16 protein-coding genes are annotated in these 18,605 nt (G+C 62.1%); 3 read left to right on the top strand and 13 right to left on the bottom strand.

The genetic code is table 11. The annotated features are described in order from the left end of the window. The first annotated feature begins 45 nt into the window (after positions 1 to 45). On the top strand, positions 46 to 1,518 hold the full coding sequence (locus tag RPE78_RS15255; protein ID WP_330646938.1) for a sodium:alanine symporter family protein: 1,473 nt from the start codon (positions 46 to 48) through the stop codon (positions 1,516 to 1,518). A gap of 27 nt (positions 1,519 to 1,545) precedes the next feature. Here the strand turns inward: RPE78_RS15255 and RPE78_RS15250 are convergent, their stop codons facing one another. The 13 genes from RPE78_RS15250 to RPE78_RS15190 all read right to left on the bottom strand — a co-directional run bounded on the left by RPE78_RS15250 (position 1,546) and on the right by RPE78_RS15190 (position 15,273). After that, positions 1,546 to 2,898 carry an FAD-binding oxidoreductase gene (locus RPE78_RS15250; RefSeq protein ID WP_330646937.1) on the bottom strand — a complete coding sequence of 451 codons (1,353 nt, stop codon included), beginning with the start codon at positions 2,896 to 2,898 and terminating at the stop codon, positions 1,546 to 1,548. A gap of 36 nt (positions 2,899 to 2,934) precedes the next feature. Next, entirely contained in the window at positions 2,935 to 4,248 is a 1,314-nt protein-coding gene (locus tag RPE78_RS15245; RefSeq protein ID WP_330647276.1) for an FAD-binding oxidoreductase, read from the bottom strand. 7 nt (positions 4,249 to 4,255) lie between these two features. Next, positions 4,256 to 5,134 (bottom strand): ABC transporter permease, encoded by an 879-nt coding sequence (locus RPE78_RS15240; protein ID WP_330646936.1) that lies wholly within the window; start codon positions 5,132 to 5,134, stop codon positions 4,256 to 4,258. A gap of 10 nt (positions 5,135 to 5,144) precedes the next feature. After that, a complete protein-coding gene (locus RPE78_RS15235) occupies positions 5,145 to 6,095 on the bottom strand; it encodes an ABC transporter permease (protein WP_330646935.1) in 951 nt (316 codons plus the stop codon). A gap of 100 nt (positions 6,096 to 6,195) precedes the next feature. Next, positions 6,196 to 7,854 carry a peptide ABC transporter substrate-binding protein gene (locus tag RPE78_RS15230; RefSeq protein ID WP_330646934.1) on the bottom strand — a complete coding sequence of 553 codons (1,659 nt, stop codon included), beginning with the start codon at positions 7,852 to 7,854 and terminating at the stop codon, positions 6,196 to 6,198. 140 nt (positions 7,855 to 7,994) lie between these two features. Further along, complete coding sequence (locus RPE78_RS15225; protein WP_330646933.1) at positions 7,995 to 9,326, bottom strand: FAD-binding oxidoreductase; 1,332 nt, start codon at positions 9,324 to 9,326, stop codon at positions 7,995 to 7,997. Then, the gene (locus RPE78_RS15220; RefSeq protein WP_330646932.1) at positions 9,326 to 10,024 is read right to left on the bottom strand and encodes an SDR family NAD(P)-dependent oxidoreductase; all 699 of its coding nucleotides are present in this window, start codon (positions 10,022 to 10,024) and stop codon (positions 9,326 to 9,328) included. The genes RPE78_RS15225 and RPE78_RS15220 overlap by 1 nt, the downstream gene beginning before the upstream one ends. Then, entirely contained in the window at positions 10,017 to 10,523 is a 507-nt protein-coding gene (locus RPE78_RS15215) for a MarR family transcriptional regulator (RefSeq protein WP_330646931.1), read from the bottom strand. The genes RPE78_RS15220 and RPE78_RS15215 overlap by 8 nt, the downstream gene beginning before the upstream one ends. Positions 10,524 to 10,742: 219 nt before the next feature. Next, a complete protein-coding gene (locus RPE78_RS15210; RefSeq protein WP_330646929.1) occupies positions 10,743 to 12,365 on the bottom strand; it encodes an ABC transporter ATP-binding protein in 1,623 nt (540 codons plus the stop codon). A gap of 213 nt (positions 12,366 to 12,578) precedes the next feature. Continuing rightward, positions 12,579 to 13,304, bottom strand: a complete 726-nt coding sequence (locus tag RPE78_RS15205) for an SDR family oxidoreductase (RefSeq protein WP_330646928.1) — start codon at positions 13,302 to 13,304, stop codon at positions 12,579 to 12,581. Positions 13,305 to 13,410: 106 nt separating this feature from the next. Further along, a complete protein-coding gene (locus RPE78_RS15200; RefSeq protein ID WP_330646927.1) occupies positions 13,411 to 13,830 on the bottom strand; it encodes a heme-binding protein in 420 nt (139 codons plus the stop codon). 110 nt (positions 13,831 to 13,940) lie between these two features. Next, on the bottom strand, positions 13,941 to 14,450 hold the full coding sequence (locus RPE78_RS15195; RefSeq protein ID WP_330646925.1) for a MarR family transcriptional regulator: 510 nt from the start codon (positions 14,448 to 14,450) through the stop codon (positions 13,941 to 13,943). 178 nt (positions 14,451 to 14,628) lie between these two features. Next, complete coding sequence (locus RPE78_RS15190; RefSeq protein WP_339109719.1) at positions 14,629 to 15,273, bottom strand: TetR/AcrR family transcriptional regulator; 645 nt, start codon at positions 15,271 to 15,273, stop codon at positions 14,629 to 14,631. Between the two features lie 157 nt (positions 15,274 to 15,430). Here RPE78_RS15190 and RPE78_RS15185 point away from each other — a divergent pair, with 157 nt between their 5' ends. Both RPE78_RS15185 and RPE78_RS15180 read left to right on the top strand, forming a co-directional pair. Beyond that, positions 15,431 to 16,963, top strand: a complete 1,533-nt coding sequence (locus RPE78_RS15185; protein WP_406721689.1) for an efflux transporter outer membrane subunit — start codon at positions 15,431 to 15,433, stop codon at positions 16,961 to 16,963. Then, positions 16,960 to 18,588 (top strand): MFS transporter, encoded by a 1,629-nt coding sequence (locus RPE78_RS15180; RefSeq protein WP_330646921.1) that lies wholly within the window; start codon positions 16,960 to 16,962, stop codon positions 18,586 to 18,588. Before RPE78_RS15185 ends, RPE78_RS15180 begins: the two co-directional genes overlap by 4 nt. The last annotated feature ends 17 nt before the right edge of the window (positions 18,589 to 18,605 follow it).

Genomic DNA, 18,605 nt, shown 5'->3' with positions numbered 1-18,605 from the left:
CCCGACGTTTTGCTCGGGATGACTTATTGAATAAAGAGACAGTTGATGACGACGGACACTCTGGAATCCTTTCTGGGAACAGTCGGGGGCATCGTATGGGGCCCCTACCTTCTTATCCCTCTCCTTCTGGGAACGGGTATTTTTCTCACCTTCCGACTGGGCGCGTTGCAGTTTGTCCGTCTTGGCGCGGCGCTGCGCCTTGGTCTGTGGCGCCGTCACGATCATGGGGCCGAAGGGGATATCAGCCAGTTTCAGGCGCTGACCACCGCAATGGCGGCCACTGTCGGCACCGGTAACATCGTGGGGGTTGCCACCGCCATCAGCGTGGGCGGCCCGGGGGCGCTGTTCTGGATGTGGGTGACGGCCCTGCTGGGGATGGCCTCGAAATATTCCGAAGCCTTCTGCGGTGTGCGCTTCCGCGTGACCGATGCGGCGGGCGAGAAATCGGGTGGCCCGCAATATTACCTCGAACGCGGCATTCCGAACGGGTTCGGGAAATTCCTCGCCATCGCATTCTCGATTTTCGCGGTCTGCGCCTGTTTCGGCATCGGCAATATGACGCAGGGCAATTCCATCGCCTCGAACCTCGACCAGAGCTTCCATATCCCGACATGGATCTCCGGCGCGGTGCTGGCGGTGATGACGCTGGTTGTTCTGGTGGGCGGGATCAAGTCCATCGGTCGGGTGACGGCGGGTCTGGTGCCTGCGATGATCGTCTTCTATGTGCTGGGCGCGCTGTATATTCTGATCGCCAATGCGGGCACCATTCCGGCGGCTTTGGCCGAGATCTTCTCGGACGCGTTTACCGGCTCGGCGGCCACCGGCGGGTTCCTGGGCTCGACCATCATGATCGCTGTGCAATTCGGTGTGGCACGCGGCATTTTTTCGAATGAATCCGGCATGGGCTCGGCGGCGATTGCCGCAGCTTCGGCCCAGACCAGCCACCCCGTCCGGCAAGGGCTTGTCTCGATGACACAGACCTTTATCGATACGATCATCGTGGTCAGCTGCACCGGTCTGGTGATTGTCACCACCGGCGTCTGGAACCAGCTCGACCCCGTGACCGGCGAGCAGATCTCGGCGGCCGTGATGACCGCCCGCGCCTTCTCCCACGGGCTGCCGGGAAGCTGGGGCGACTGGATCGTGACCTTGGGTCTTGTGCTTTTCGCCTATTCCACCATCCTCGGCTGGGCCTATTACGGCGAACGCAATATCGAGCGGCTCTTCGGTCGCCGCCTTGTCATGCCCTTCCGCGTGCTGTTCTCGGCCATCGTCTATATCGGCTGCACCATGCAGCTGGGTGTGGTGTGGAACTTCTCGGATGTGATGAACGGGCTGATGGCCATCCCGAACCTGATCGGCCTCTTGATCCTGTCGGGGCTGATCGCCCGCGAAACGCGCCACTACCTGCGCCATGATCCCAAGCTGGAGGCCAACCAGCACGAGATTGAGGCCTTCATGCAGGGTCAGCCCGGCTGGGACGAGTGGAAAGCCTCAGATCATACCGTACATCGCTAAGGAAAGGGGGCCGCGTGGCCCCCTTTTTCATCTGCGGGTGATGCCGCTCATCGGTGCGATTTTCGACCCGTCCGAGAAACGGTGCAGCCGGAAGGGCGTGGGGTCCACAATGGGCGGATGGCCGGTCATCAGATCGGCCACCAGCCGCCCCGCTCCCGGACCAAGCCCGAAGCCATGCCCCGAAAATCCGGTCGAGACAAACAGCCCCTTGACCCCGTTCTTCACCCCTTCGGTGCCGGAGATCACAGGGATCACATCGGGCAGCACGTCGATAATCCCCGCCCAGCGTTGTTCGATCTTCATGCCCTTCATCTTGGGCCAGCGGGCCGAGACCTGTGCAAAGACCTTATCGATAAAGGCGGTCTCGGGCTGGGGGTCCATGATGCGGGTCTCCTCGAAGGGGGTCACATCATTGGCGCTCCATTTGCGCTTGGTCTTGAGCCCGTCCACAAAGGCCGAGCCAAAGCCGAAACGCAGCCCGCGCCATTCGTTCTTCAGCGCCGGAAGGAAGGCACCGAACAGGCGGAAGCTATCGGGGGTGATCTCGTAGCGGCTATTGGCGGAAGAGGCGATGGTATAGCCGCCGTCCATCCGGCGCCGCATGGCGAATTCGCGGAACTTGATCGTGCCTTCGGGTCCGCCCTCCATGGGGGAGGTCCGCAGCACGGTGTTCTTGGTGCGCAGCTGCGGCAGGTAGATGCCCATATTGTCCAGCATCAGCCGCGACCAGATGCCCCCCGCCAGCAGCACCTGCGAACAGGCGATCCGCCCGTGTTCGGTGATCACACCCGTCACGCGGCCATCCTTGACGTCGATCATCCGCACCGCCGTATTCTGATGCACGCTGCCACCACGGGCCTGCACCGCGCGGGCCACGGCAGGCGCGGCCTTCTGCGGCTCGGCGCGGCCATCCTTGGGGTTATGAAGCGCGCCCTTGATCGGCAGATCCATCCCCTCATATTCGGCCAGCGCCTCCTCACGGGTGATCATGCGAGCGGGGATCTGGTAGCTTTGCAGCAGATCGGCCCATTCCTTTTCTTCTTCCAGCACATCATCGCTGGCACAGGTATAGGTCACCCCCGACTGGCGATAGCCCGTCTCGGCCTCGACCCTCTCGTTGAGCCCCTCCCACATGCGCACGGCTTCTACCATCAAGGGCATCTCGCGCGGGTCGCGATGGGTCAGCCGCACCCAGCCCCAGTTGCGGCTGGATTGTTCCGCCCCGATCTCGCCCTTCTCGCAGATCGCCACCTTCAGCCCGCGGTCCACCAGTTCAAGCGCGGCACAGGTGCCCGCAATTCCACCACCGATAATCACAACATCCACCGCCTTCGGCAGGACGGCATCGCTTTCGACCGGGTCAAGCTTCGGTCCTGGCATGGGTCTTCTCCTTAAATCAGACGGGAACACCCCGTCTTATGCATGGGGCGGCAGGGGCGCGCCCTGTCGCAAAGCCTTGAAATTATCGCGCAACCGATAGCCCAGAAGCGCCGCCTTTGGCGCCACATCCATATAGCGCGGCTGAGCGCTGAGCGGTTCAAGCCGGAGGTCCAATTCGGCCTCCATCGCCCAATCCGCCAGAATACCGCCCAGCATGGACCCGGTCGGCACGCCCCGCCCCGACAGGCCAGTCATCGCCACCACTCCGGGGGCAAGCTGATACAGGCGGGGCACGGTCTGGCGCTGCATGTCCAGCTCGCCGGTCCAGAAGAAGTCCCAGCGGATGTCCTCGCGGATTTCGGGATGCAGCCACTTCAGACGGTCGGTCATGATCTTTGCGGTCAACGCGCGGTCATAGCCACGCCGGACCATCGGAAACATCGAGGCCACAATGCGGTTTTGCGCGCTGTATTTATAGACATAGATATCGCCGCGCCCGTCCTGAATGGTGGTGCGCTTGGGCAGAAGATGGGCCTGCGTTTCGGGCGAAAGGGGTTGGGTCGCCGCCACAAACACCCGCAGGATGCGGAAGGTCTGGTCGAGCTTCGGCCAGCCCGCCACCGTATAGGCGCCCGTGGTATAGATCACCTTCTCGGCCAGCACCCTGCCCTGCGGCGTGGTGACCGCCCATTTCCCGCCCTCGCGCGAGGTGCCCGTCACATGGCTTTCGGTGAAGATCTGCCCGCCTTCGCGCATGACGGCCCGCGCCAGCCCCCGCGCATAGCCAAGCGCATTCAGCCCGCCCGCCTCTTCGTGATACCACCCGCCCATAAAACGCGGCGATCCGGTGATGGCCGCAACCTCGGCACGGTCCAGCATGCGCGTGCGAGCACCCACCGCGTTATACTCGGCGGCGCGTTTCTCCATCACCTTGATATGGCTGGGGAATAAAGCGCCCTGCACATAGCCGTTCTGTTCCCATTCGCAATCAATCCCATAATCGCGGATCATCGCGCCCACGCGGTCATTGGCGCGGGTCTGGCGGTGGATCAGCCGCTCGGCCCAAGGTTCGCCCAGCACGCGGCGCAGATCGGGCAGCGAATAATGGGTGAAGGTCGGCGTGCAATGGCCCGCGTTCCGCCCCGAGCCGCCAAACCCCACCTGAGCGCGCTCAAGCACCACCACACTGACGCCCTGTTTGGCAAGCTCCAGCGCCGTGGTCAGGCCGGAATAGCCCGCACCCACAACACAGACATCCGCCTGCACATCGCCCTGCAAGGGCCGAGTCTGCGGCGCGGGGGCGGCCGTTGCATACCAGAGCGTATCCTCGAAGGGGGAAAACCGGCGCATCATGCCCTCACAGATCGGTGCGGCTGTCGAAGGCGTCGCGCAGACCGTCTCCGATAAAGTTGAACCCCGCCACGGCAATGGTGATCGCCACACCAGGCACAATGGCCAGCCAAGGCGCGCTATCGAGATATTGCTGCGCACCATTGAGCATATTGCCCCAAGAGGGCAGCGGCGGCTGGATCCCATAGCCGAGGAAAGAGATATAGGCCTCAAGCAGGATCGCGCGGGCCACCGTCAGGGTGGCCGCCACGATGATCGGGCCGATGGCATTGGGCAGAAGCTCGCGGAACATGATCCAGCGCTCGGACAGGCCCAGCATCTGGGCGGCCTGTACGAAATCCTGACCTTTCAGCGATTTGACCTCGGCCTCGACGATGCGGGCCACCTCCATCCAGCTGGTGGCGGCAATGATCAGCGCGATCATCACCGGACCGGGCTGAATAAAGGCCGCCAGCGCCAGCAGCAGGAAAACCGACGGAAAGGACAGAAACGCATCAACGATCCGCATCAGCACCGCCGAAACCTTGCCCCCGTAATAGCCCGACAGCACCCCGATGACCGACCCGATCGCAGTGGCAATCACCATCACCGCAAAGCCGATGGCCATGGACACCTGCCCCGCATGGAACAGCCGCGCGGCAATATCGCGGCCCAGAGGGTCGGTGCCGAAGATATGCGCGCCAGTGCCGGGAGGCGCAAAGCGCGCGCGCAGGTCGATATAGAGTTCGTCATAGGGCAGGAAATGCGGCCCCGCGAAACAGGCCACGGTCAGCGCCAGCACCATGATGAGCCCCAGAAGCGCCAGCTTATGCGAGGCAAAGCGGCGCAGCGCGCGCGAGCGGAAGACTTTGGCGCGGGGCGCGAGATCGGTTGTGGTGGTGGTCATCAAAACCTCCTCAGTCCAGACGGATGCGCGGATCGATCAGCGCAACAATGAGATCGGCGGCCAGATTGCCCACCAGAACCAGAATGGCCGAGGCCATGAGAAGCCCCATCACCACCGGATAGTCGTTATAGCCAAGGCTATCGAGGAAGAGCCGCCCCATGCCGGGCCATGTAAAAACGGTCTCGGTCACCAGAGCGCCACCCAGCACCATGGGCAGTTGCAACCCCGCCAAGGTGATCATCGGCACCAGCGAATTGCCCACGATATGTTTGAAAAGCACACGGCGCGAAGTCAGCCCCTTGGCACGCGCCGTGCGCACGAAATCCTGCTTGATGACATTCAGCGTCGAGGTCCGCATATAGCGCGACCAGATCGCCACATCGACAAGCGCCAGCACCATCGCGGGCAGGATCAGGTGACGCAGATAGTCCAGCACCGACCCATCACCCACGGTGTACATATTGCCCGCAGGCAGCCAGCCCAGATTGAGCGAGAAGACATAGATCGCCACGAGGCCAAACCAGAAGGTCGGGATCGACAGCGCCACCATAGCAAAGACCGTCATCGTATAGTCAAACGCGCCCCCACGTTTGAGCGCCGAGAAAATCCCGATGGCCGAGCCCAGCGTCACCGAAATCACCGTCGCCGTGCCCATCAGCAAAAGCGTGGCGAAAAGATGCCGCCCGATGACCGCCAGAACGGGCTGGCCGTCGCGGTAGCTTTGCCCCCAATCGCCCACGAACAGATGGCTGAGCCAGTCGATATATTGCACCGGAAGCGGGCGGTTCAGCCCCATCTGTTCGGCGATCTTGGCCAGCTGCTCCTGCGTCATGCCGGGGCTAAGGGCGAATTGCGACAAAGGCCCCCCGGGGGCCAGCGACAGCACGCAAAAGCCGATACAGGAAACGATGACAAGAAGGATCAGGCTTTGCCCGAGGCGGGACAGGATATAGCGCAGCATGTCGTGCCTTTCGGTTGGGGCTCCAAGAAAACTCGGGAAAGATCCCATCGCGACGAGCGCGATGGGACTAGTCGCGGAGGCCTAGGCCTCCGACTGGGGGTCAGGCGCGCGACCAGTCGCGCACGTTCCATGTATCGATGCGGTTGTTCACATTGGGCGTGGGCCCTGCGACATCCTCTTTCCAGCCCTTGACCACGGCGTATTGGAACATCGGCAGGAAGGGCAGGTCATGACGCATGACGGCCTGCTGTTCCTGATAGATCTTCTTGCGGTCCTCTGGCACAAAGCTTTTCGCACCGGCCTTCAGCAGCTCGTCCACCTTCTCGCTTTGATAGGCGAAGGTGTTCTGCCCCGAACCACCCAAGGCAGGCGACATGGTGGACATGAAGTAATCCGACGTATCAGGGTCGGCGCCCGCCAGACAGTTCAGCCCCACAACCACCGTATCGAATTCCGAATTCATCCAGTAATCGCCCCACATCACGGCTGGCGGCAGGTTCTTGATCTGCATATCCACGCCGATCTCCTTGAAGGTCTGCTGGATGAATTGCTGTGCCTGCTCGCGCAGGTGGTTGCCTGCGGTGGTGGAATTGGTGAAGGACAGTTTCACACCATCCTTGGCGCGGATGCCATCGGCGCCTTTCTCCCAGCCTGCATCATCCAGCAGCTTGTTGGCGGCCTCGATGTTGAACTCATGCTTGGGCAGATCGGGGTTATAGTAGAAGCTCTGCTGCGGCATATAGGTCTCGGTGGGGGTCGGCACGCCGTAGTAAAGCGCATCGATGATCGAGCTTTTGTCGATGGCCGCATAAAGCGCCTGACGCACCGCCAGATCCTGAAACTGCGGGCGCTGCATGTTCAGCCCGAAGCTCTCGAAAGTTGCGGTGCCTGCCACTTTGACCACTTTGCCCGGCAGTTTCTCGGCCTCGGCCAGATGGTCGGGCGAGATATATTGCAGCCCCACCACATCGATATCGCCCGATTTGAACTGGGTGTACATCACGTTGAGATCGGGCACATATTTGATGATCAGCGATTTCAGATGCGGCCCGTCCATATGGTAATCGGCATTGGCCTCCAGCTCGATATGGTCGCCCGCCATACGGGTCTTCCACTTATAGGGGCCGGTGCCGATGGGGCTGTTCATGAAGGGCGTATTGTTCAGATCGGCCTGACCGTCAAAGGCTGCCTTGGGGATCATATAGGTCGAGGCCAGAACGCCTGCGAGCGGCGCGAAGGGTTCGGACATGGTCCAAGTGATCTCGGTGGGCGAGACCACGGTGATGTCGCGCATGAACTTATAGCCCGTGGAGCGGAAGGACCGGAAATCGGGGTTCACGGTCAGTTCGAGGCTGAATTTCACATCCTCGGCGGTGAAGGGCGTGCCGTCGTGCCAAGTGACGCCGTCCTTCAACTTTACCTTCCAGCTCAACCCGTCTTCCGAGATCCCGCCATTCGCAACGGTAGGCACTTCGGCGGCAAGGATCGGGAAGAGCTGGCCCTCGGGGTCGAAATCGAACAGCGTGTCGAAAATGGCGTAATAAACGCCCTCATCCACCTCGATATGCGGCATCAAGGGGTTGAAAACGGTGGGTTCTTGCGAAAAGGCCAGCACCAGCTGCCCCTCGGGCGAGGCATTGGCCGCCAGCGCCGCATCCTTGCGCAGAAGGCTTGGCCCCATCAGGCCCAGCGAACCGGCCGCCCCCATCATCATCAGGCTTTGGCGGCGGGTGAATGTGGTCTTGTGATCTTGCGTCATCGTGCATTCCCTGTTGTTGGTTGCAGGCAAATCTATCCCGCTCCGCAAAGCGGGTGGCTTGCGGGGATAGGTCTGTCTGTCGAGAGTGCGGGTTGGCCCCGCTTAGGGTGTCACAGGGCGATGGGTCGCCCCCTGACGGGTTAGAAACCGCTGATAATCTCTATCTTGGTGCCATCACTGAAGCGGTTGAAACGGAAAGGCTTTGTATCGACCACGGGCGTGCGGCCGGTGACCAGATCGGCCATCAGACGGCCCGCGCCAGGCCCGATGCCGAAACCGTGGCCGGAAAAGCCGGTGGCGATATGGAAGCCGGGGATCTGGTCTACGGGCGAGATTACCGGAATGGCGTCGGGCGTCACATCAATGGCGCCTGCCCAACGCTGGGCGATCTGGGCATCATTGAAGACAGGGAATGCCTCGCGCAGATTGGCCAGCGCCTTGTCTTGCAGATTGAACGCAGGCTTAGGGTCAAGCACGCGGTTATATTCGAACGGGCTTGCCTCATCCAGCCGCCAGCGGTTGGGGATGCGGGCCTCGTCATAGAAACGCCCGCCAAAGCGCAGCATCAGCGCCTTCCATTCGGCACCAAGCGCGGGCAGGAAGTCCTTCATATAGCGGAAGCTATCGGGCACGATATCCACGATATTGCGGAAGCCGTCGGCAATCGTATAGCCGCCATCCTGCCGCTTGCGGATCGAGAAACCTTCGGACCAGATCGCCATCTCCGGCCCGCCTTCCAGCGGCTTGGTGCGGATGACCGAGTTCTTCACCTTCAGCTGCGGCAGGCGCAGCCCGTTGTTGCGGGCAAACAGGCTCGACCATGCGCCACCGGCCAGCACCACCTGTTCGCAGGCAATCGGACCACGCTCGGTCACCACCCCCGAGACATAGCCGCCCGAGGTCTCGATCCCGCGTACGGCGCATTCGGTCAGGATATAGGCCCCACGGTCGCGGGCAGCCTCGGCAATGGCGGGAGCGGCCTTCTGCGGCTCGGCGCGGGCGTCGGCGGCGGTATAAAGCGCGCCCTTCACCTTCATCTTGCTGCCCGGATTCAGCTGGGCGAATTCATCCGCCGAGATCATCCGGCTGTCGATCTGGTAATCGCGCAGGTTCTCCAGCCATTTCTCGTGCTCGGCATAGGCTTTGTCATCGGCGCAGGCAAAGGCGATCCCCGAGCGCTTGAAGCCCAGATCGCGGCCCGTACGCTCGGCCATCCCGGCCCAGATGCGCAGCGCTTCGGCCATCAGAGGCACCTCGCGCGGGTCGCGGCGCGTGATCCGCACCCAGCCCCAGTTGCGGCTGGATTGTTCGTGCCCGATGCCGCCCTTCTCGCAAAGCGCAACCTTCAGGCCACGCTCGACCAGTTCCAGCGCGGTCGAGGTGCCGATGATGCCGCCCCCGATCACCACCACATCCACCTTTTCGGGCAGATCCACATCCCCATGAACAGGAACAACAAAAGGACCGGGCATCAGAAGCTCTCCTCGAGCTGGCAATTCACATGAAATTCGGCGACGCTCGCCGTGTTGGGAAGGTTGATCAGCATCTCGATGACCTGCGCAAGGTCTTCGGGTTGGGTCATCGCGGCTGTATCCCGGTCGGTCAGGCTTTGCGCCATATCGGTGGCCACAAAACCGGGGCAAATGGCGGTGGCGCGGATCCCGTCATCGAATCCTGCGTGCCGAAGCGCATGCGCCAGCCCCACCACCGCGAATTTCGACACCGAATAGGGGCCGGAGCGCGCCGATTTCACCCGTTTCCCCGAAAGCGAGCCCAAAAGGATCACCCGCCCCTGCCCCGAGACCTTCAGCCCCTCCCAAGCGGCTTTGGCCAGACGCTGCGGGCCCATCACATTCACCTGCAACAGGGCGTTCATCTCACCATCGGAAATGCTCACCACATCCTGCGGATTGGCGATGCCCGCATTGGCCACCAGCGCATCAATCCGCCCAAAGCGTGCCAAAGCCGCCTTGGCCCAAGCGATGGCAGAGGCGGGATCGGTGGCATCATAGGCGCAGACCTGCACGCGCGCAGCATCGGCCCAGTCCGGCAAAGCGGGGCGACGCATGCCAAGGCTCAGGGCCCAGCCCGCCTCATGAAGACGCTTGGCCACCGCCGCCCCGATGCCGCGATTGGCCCCTGAAATCATCACACAACGCGGCTCAGTCATGCCAGCTCTTCCTCATATTGATATAGGCGCTTTTCAGCATCCGTTTGAACGCCTGACGCTCGGGTGCGGGAATCATATGGAAGAACTCGGCCTCCTGCGTGCGGATGATCTCGCGGACTTCTAACGACAGCGCATGGCCCTTTTCGGTGATAAACAGCGACTGGGCGCGCTGGTCATCAGGCGAGGGCTCGCGCCGGATCAGCCCCTGCTCCACCATGCGGTCAAGAATGCGACCCGTGGCCGGACGGTCGCGCATCAGCACCTCGGCAATCTCGGACGGGCGGATCGCGGGGTAGTCGTCAACCAGCAAAAGCGCGGTGATCTTGCCTTTGCCCTTGGCGATCTCCAGATGCGCCATCCGCTTGTCGAGATCGCGCGAGACGATGGAATCGAGCGAACGGATATACCAGCTGAGCGCCCCTTCCAGAATGTCGATCCGGTGCCCGCCGATGATCATGGGCGGGTCGTCATTCTCGGGGGGAAGGTCAAAATCCGCCATGTCGCTCCTTTCCGGTTCCTGCCCTCAGGGTTCCGCCATTTGCGGTCTCGGGCAAGAGGAAAGTTGTGAAACACAACGATATTGGTTGCGCTTCACAACTACTGCACGGAATTGATGCGTTTGCACCGGTTTCCACAGGGAAAGATGCGCGTCACGGATGCATTTTGTGAAACAGGCCGGATCGGGCGACGGCAGGCGCCGCCCGTAAGACGCCGCCCCTCAGGCCGCCATCCCCGGAATCGCCGAGACCAGATTGCGGGTATAGTCATGGCTCGGGTTGCGGAAGATCTGCGAGGGCGGGCCGTATTCCACCATTTTCCCGCGGTGCATCACCAGAATATCGTCGCAGATCTGGCTGGCCACGCGCAGGTCATGGGTGATGAAGACCATCGCCAGCTTGCTCTCCTGTTGCAACCGGTTCAGCAGATCCAGCACCTGCGCCTGAATAGACACATCCAGCGCCGAGACCGCCTCATCCGCCACAATCACATCGGGATCGAACATCAGCGCGCGTGCGATCCCCACCCGCTGGCGCTGACCGCCCGAGAACTCATGCGGGTAGCGGTCAAAGGCCTGCGCCTCCAGCCCGACGGTCTGCAAGAGACGCTCGGCCTTCTTGCGCGCATCCGCATGGGTTAGCAGACGATGCGCCACCGGCCCCACACACATCGCCTGCCCCACGGTGAAGCGCGGATTGAGCGAGGCATAGGGGTCCTGGAAAATCATCTGGATGCGGGCGCGTAGCGGGCGGAATTCGGCCTCGCTCAGCGCAAGCGTGTCCTCGCCACGGAAATTGATCTGCCCGCCATCGGCCCCGATCAGCTTCATCAGCACCTTGCCCATCGAGGATTTCCCCGAGCCGCTTTCGCCCACAATCCCCAGCGTCTCGCCCTTGCGCAGGGTGAAGCTGATGTCATTCACGGCATGGACCTCGCGCATCTTGCCCAGAAACCCCGAGCGCGTGCGATAGGTCTTTTGCAGGTTCTTCACCTCCATCACCACAGGCGGCGCCTTATCGCGCAGGCGGTCTTCTTCGCGCAGCGTGGGCACAGCGGCGATCAGCTTTTTGGTATAGGGGTGGGTCGGGCGTTCCAGCACCGATGCCGCATCGCCCTGCTCGACCAGATGGCCCTTTTCCATCACGATCACACGGTCGGCAATATCGGCCACCACACCGAAATCATGGGTGATAAACATCACCGACATATTCTTGCGCCGCTGCACCTTGCGGATCAGATCAAGGATCTGCGCCTGAGTGGTCACATCCAGCGCGGTGGTCGGCTCGTCGGCGATCAGGATATCGGGGTCCAGTGCCAAAGCCATCGCGATCATCACCCGCTGACGCTGCCCGCCCGACAGGCGGAACGGGTATTGATGCTGGATCAGCGCAGGGTCGGGCAGGCCCACCTCGGTCAGCATCTCGACCACCTTTTGGGCGCGGCTGGCCTTATCGCCCATCTGATGGGTGTCCAGCACCTCGCGGATCTGGTCGCCGATGGTCATCAAAGGATTCAGCGCCGAGAGCGGGTCCTGAAAGATCATCGACACCGCCCGCCCGCGCATCTTGCGGAATTCGGATTCGGGCTGTTTCAGCAGGTCCTTGCCGCGAAAGGTGATCTCGCCCGCGCTGACCGTCATCACATCGGGCAAAAGCCCCATCACCGTGCTGGCGGTCACCGATTTCCCCGAGCCGGATTCCCCGATGATGCACAGGATCTCGCCCTGCAGGAGGTCAAAGCTGATATTTTCCACCGCAAAGCGCCGGTCCAGCGCTTTGGGCAAAGCCACCGAAAGGCCGCGCACCGAAAGCACAGCACCCGAGGGCGTTGGTTGAGCCGTCATAGTTTATCCAGTCGTTTGTCATTATTATAGAGGCCCAGCTTCGGGCCGGAACGACCGGAGCGGCAAGCCCTATACGGGATCTGCGCCAGAACCGGACCGGAAACGCTAATAATGAAGGCAGATCACAAGGCTCGCGCCCAAAAAACGACCACCCCAACCGGATCACATCAGGTCGCCGTCGGGCCGGACCAGCGGCCCGACGGCAGGGAGAGTTTAGCCGACCAGATCGACCCCGCCATCGACCGCAAGGGTCTGGCCGGTAATGAAACCATTCTGCATCAGGAACAGATAGGCCGAGGACACCTCTGCGATCTCAGCAGTGCGCCCCAACGGGATAAGATCCGAGAAATGTTGCTTGGTCTGCGCCACCTCGGCCTCCGACATACCACGCCACAGCGGCGTGACGGTCCATGTCGGCGACACCGCATTGACACGGGCTTTCGGAGCCAGTTCCACGGCCAGACCACGCACCATCGTCGAAATCGATTCATTGCCGACAATCGCGCCCGACGCCCCTTGCGGACGTCCGCCGGACCCCGCCGTGAACGTCATGCTGCCACCTTGCGCGATTTTTGGGGCTGCCGCGCGGGCAATGCGCAGATTGGCAAAGAGCTTCTCTTCAACCGCGTGATGGATCGTTTCATAATCGGCAGAGAGGAACCCGCCGCCCATGAAGCCGCCCGCCATCGAAACCAGATGGTCGAACTGCGCGATCTGGTCAAAGAAGCTGCTGATCGAGGCCGGATCGGCGGCATCCAGCACCGCCCCCGATACCGCATGCCCCGCCGCGCCCATCTCTGCGATGACCGCATCAAGCTTGGCACGATCCCGTCCGGTGATCGTCACCTTTGCCCCAAGCTCTGCCGCCGAAAGGGCGGTGGCTTTCCCAAATCCCGACGTACCGCCGATCACAACGACGGTTTTTTGCGCTAAAGTCACTGGATATTCCTTTTTTCAACGCCTCGTGCAGGTCGCCGTTGCGACCCGGACAAAGGCTGGACACGCCCCGCACGGGCCACTGTGTCCGTGCGGTAAAGAGGCCGGATTACGGCTGGAAGCTTCCGGCAAGGGCGGCAGCCGTGGCCTGATCATCGTCACCGGACGAGCCGCTCACACCAATCGCACCGACAATCTGCCCGTTATAAAGGATGGGCATCCCCCCTTGCAGCGGGAGAACATTCGGCACGGTGGCCATCGACGGGCTGCCGGAATTGATCATATCCTCGAAGCCTTTCGACGGCCCCTTGAGAAACGCCGCCGCATGGGCCTTGCCGATTGCGACATCGACGGTCACCAGCGCCGCCCCATCCATACGTGCGAACGCCACCAGATATCCGGCACGATCGACCACCGCAAAGCTAAGGTTCTTCTGTGCCTTAAGTGCCTGATCCACGCCTTTCTGGACCAGTGCCTGTGCGGCGGATACCGAGATATCCGCGCTTGTTACGATTTGGGTTTGCGTCATGTGGTCACCATTCTGAACAGTCTGGCCTTGCGCGGCAGCATCTGTTGCCGCAGCCAGAGAAAAACACAAGGAAACGGCCCCGAGGGCCGGAGAAATCCGGAAAAGAGAGATCATGTCGTTCCGATATTATCCTTTTTTGCAGATGCGTCAGCACCGGTTTCGGACCGCCCCACCAATGGGTCCGCATTCTCGATGAGACGCCGGAGCATCGCACCGAATTGCAGCACCTCCTCAGAACCGAAGCCCTGCAAATGCTGGTTAATCACATCGATGGCGACCGGCTTGAGCGCAGGATACAGCGCCGCCCCTTTTTCGGTGAGCGACAGGATGATCATCCGCCCGTCTTTCGGATCCGGGGCCTTTTGCACCAGACCGAGCTTGATCAGACGATCAAGCATCCGCGTCATGGCCCCGCTGTCATAATCCAGCCCGCGACACAGTTCGGCGGCGGTGCGATTGGCGCCCCCGCCAATGCGGATCAAGACAACAAGTTGCGGCCCGCTGATCCCGAGGCTTCTGGCCCGCTTGTCGACCGCCCGTGACAAAAGCGAGGCCGCATCAATCAGCAAGCGCCCGAAATTATCCAGCGGGTCGTAATCGTGATCGGTCAGATGCGGCACGGTGGCTCCTTTCAAACGGCTGACAGACAGTTTCCCTGCCTAGGCAGTTATTTGGTCGGGAACGGGCGAGTGTCAAGAAACCGCGCCGTCCCGAATATAAGGAAATCTTGCACCGCCTCTGTGCAAATTTGCACCCACCCCCATCAAGGCACCCCGCAGCGTGGGGCGCATCACAGGTCTAGGACACCTGCGGCGCAATCCCACGAAACAGCGTATCAAGAACGAAATCCACCCATGCCACCAGCGCCTCATGGCTGGGCGTTTCGGGGGGAGATTGCGTCAACAGCCGCACCTGCCAATCGCCCCGCAACATACCGGCATAAAGCGGTGCCAGACGGGCCACCTTGTCAGCGCTCAGGGCAAGCTCTCCGCGTTCGGTCGCGCGGGTCAGGAGGGCTTCGATCAGGGTCTGGAAGGTCAGCGGGCCAGACTGGAAGAAGATCCGGCTAATCTCTGGAAATCGAACGGTTTCTGCCACTGCTGCACGATGCAGCGCCAAGGAGGACGGCGCAAGGATAAGGTCGAGATAGGCCACCGAGACCCGATGCAGGGACATGCGCAGATCGTCGCGTTCGCTCGGCAGCCCCTCGAGCCGAGACATATGCGCCGAACATTCGGTCTGCAACACCGCCTCGAACAGCGCCTCTTTCCCCGGAAAATAGGAATAGACCGTCGATTTCGAGACCCCTGCCCGTTGCTGGATCATATCGGTCGTCGCCGCCGCGAAACCATGCGTCAGAAAGACCTCGCGCGCGGCGGCCAGAACCACACGGGCCTTTTCCGGCATTTCGGGCTTTTGCTCTGCATGCGTCATTTCTGCCATTTGGCGGACCTCGTCGAAAAAATCCCGAACAAGCATACTCGACAATTTGGGAAACGAAAGATAGTACCGCTCGGTACGGTTCAAAATCGAACCGAGCGGTATGGTCAGGATTCGCCTTGCCATATCGGGATGTCCTTTGCCATTGAGAACGAGCGCCATGCCTGCTGATTTTGCCACTTCCGGGAGACCCTCCCTGTTTGCGGGGTTGAAAACTTACGGCCCCTACCGCCCTTCCTTGCTGCTTGCGCTCAGCCTCGGTCTGGCCGGATGTGCCGCACTGCCCTCGAAGACCGACCCGACACCCGATCTGGCCATCCGTGCCGCCTTTCTGGCCGAAGCGACCACAGGCAGCCCGTGGTGGCAGGGCTTCAAGGACCCGACACTGGACCAGCTTGAACAGCGCGCGCTCCAAAACAACCTGACCCTGCAGCAGGCGGTTGAACGCATCGTGCAGAGCCGCCAGTCGGTCAAGATCGCCAATGCCAGCCTGCTGCCCAGCCTGTCGGCAGAGGGCTCCGTGCAGCGCGGTGCATTCAGTGCCTATGGGGCCGATGTCGCCGCAGGGGCCAGCCCGCAGACAGCCGATGTCTGGGATCTGGGCGTGCAGACCAGTTGGGAGGCGGACCTCTTCGGGCGGGCACGTAACACCAAGCAATCGGCACGGATGCAGGCCCTGTCCGCAGAAGACGAGATGCGTGGCGCGATGCTTGCGCTCACGGCAGAGGTGGCCTCGACCTATATCCAGCTGCGCGCCGCCCAGCAGGATGTCGTGACGATCCGTGAAACGCTGGATGTGGCCAACCACGCCGTCCGCATCGCCCGTGCGCGGGTCGATAACGGGATTTCCAGCGATAAGGATATCGCCTCGTCACGCGCCCAGCTTGCCGATGTGCAGGCCCTGCTTCCGCGCGCCGAAGCCAAATCCACCCAGCTTATGAACAGTCTCGCGGCGCTGTTGGGCCAGCCCCCCCACGCGCTGGATACGCTGCTTGGCAAGGGGGGCAGGATCCCGACGCTGACCCATACCCCGCCCAGCGGGCTGCCCTCCGATCTGGCGTTGAAACGCCCCGATGTGCATGCGGCAGACGCCAATCTGCATGCGGCCATCTCGCAACGGCAGGCTGCAAAAGCCGATTTCTATCCGAGCTTCTCGATCAGTGCGCGGGCCGGCAAACAGGCCTTCGACCTGTCCGATTTCGATGCGTGGAACGCGCGCTATTTCGGCATCGGCCCGACCGTCAGCCTGCCGATCTTCTCGGGCGGCAAGATCGTGGCCAATTACGAACTCTCGCGCTCGCGCGAAAGAGCGGCGGCCAGCGCCTATCAGGAAACGCTGATCCGCGCATGGGAAGAAATCGCCAATGCGATGACCAGCGAGCAGAAAGAACGCCAGCGCCTGTCCTATCTGCGCCAGTCCGTCACTTATTATCAGGCCGAATTGCATAGCGCCGAACGCAATTACGAGGAAGGTCTGACCGAATATCTGCCGCAGCTCGTGGCGCAACGCGATGTTCTGACCAGCCGCCGCGCCCTGACCGAAGGACAGGCATCGGCCAGTATCGCCGCCGTCAACCTGTTCCGTGCCATTGGCGGGGATTACCGCCAACACCCGCCGCTTGCCAGCGCGCAGGCCCAGACAAAGGGCCAGCAGCCCGCCCGAAGCGGGGCCAAAACGGGAGCGGATAAATGACCGGCGCACCGGCAATGGCCGGACCGGGGGGGCAGGCACCGGCAGGCGGCCCGCCGAAAGGTCCGGGCGGCCCGCCGCCCTTCACCCGCCGCACCGCCGCGGCGCTGGCGGGGATCTTGCTGGGAGCCCTGATGTCGGGCGTCAATAACCGTGTGGGGGCTTTGGCCCTGACCGATATCTCGGCGCAGGTCGGCGCGGCATCGGATGCGGCCTCATGGATCGAAACCAGCTACACCGCCGGAGAGCTGCTGGTCATGCCCTTTGCCGGATGGTTCGCCATCACATTGGGATTGCGGCGCTTTCACCAGATCGCGCTGGCGATCTGCTGTTTCATCGCCATCCTGCTGCCCTTCACCCTGAACCTGCAACTGTTCATCGGCCTGCGTTTCGTGCAAGGCATGGCCGCGGGCTGTCTGGTGCCGGTGCTGATGATGGCGGCTCTCAAATTCATGCCCGCCAATATCCGGTTGCACGGTCTGGCCCTGTATTCGATGACCGCAACCGTCGCCCCCAATATTGCGGTCAGCTTTACCGCCTTCTGGCAGGGCGAGGCGCCGCTCTGGCAATGGCTTTACTGGCAGATCATCCCTGCGGGGATCTGCGCTGCGGCACTGGTTCACTGGGGCCTGCCCAATGACCCGATCATCTGGCCCCGCTTCCGGCAGGGCAACTGGCTGGGCATGAGCCTGGGCATTCCGGGCCTCGGCCTGCTGGTTGTCGCCCTGACCCAAGGCAACCGTCTGGAATGGTTCGAAACCCCCTTCATCACCTGGAGCCTATGCGCCAGCGTGCTGTTGATCCTCGCCTATCTTGTGACCGAGTGGCGCCATAGCGCGCCTTTTATCAAACCGCAGCTTCTGGCGCGGCGAAACCTGTGGCTGGGCTTCTCGCTTCTGCTCTGCGTGCTGGTGCTGATGCTCTCGGCCAGCCTCATTCCGGCAACCGCTCTGGGCGCGCTGCACGGGTTCAAGGCCCTGCAGGTCGCACCGCTCTCGCTGATCGTGGCCGTGCCGCAGGTGCTGGTGGCCCCCGCCGTGGCGCTGCTGCTCTATCGGAAATGGATCGATGCGCGTCTGGTGCTCAGTACGGGGCTGATCTTTATCGGCATCGCCTGCTGGATCAACAGCCGCATCACCGCGACATGGATGGCCGACCAGTTCGTTCTGGCGCAGATCCTGCAATGTCTGGGGCAGCCGATGTTCATCGTCTCGCTGCTGTTTCTGGCAACCTCGGTGGTGCATCCGATGGAGGGGCCCTATATTGCGGGCACCGTGAACACCATCCGGGCTTTCGGCACCACGCTGGGCTCGGCGCTGATCGAGAAATTCCTCGAATATCGCGAGGCCTTCCACGCCGAACACATGCAGGATTCCATCGGTCGTCTGACCTTGCCGATGCAGGAAACGACGCGCGATCTTTTCGCCGTGGTGCCACAACAGGCGCTGATCCTGTCCAGCGCGGATGTGCTGATCGTTTTGGGCAGTTTCGCCTTCCTGCTGGCCCCTGTCGGATTGCTGCTCAAGCATATTCCGGCCCCAGATCTCAGCAAAGGCCCGCCCCCCGCTCCTGTCGCCCCGCGCCGCGATGCGCCCCCTCCGGCGGCCTCCGCCCCCGTCACGTCCTGAACCGGCATAGAAGCCGC

Origin of the sequence: Thioclava litoralis (assembly GCF_045278885.1) — a bacterium.
Classification (GTDB): Bacteria; Pseudomonadota; Alphaproteobacteria; order Rhodobacterales; family Rhodobacteraceae; genus Thioclava; species Thioclava litoralis.
This window is presented reverse-complemented; position numbering and strand designations above follow the sequence as displayed.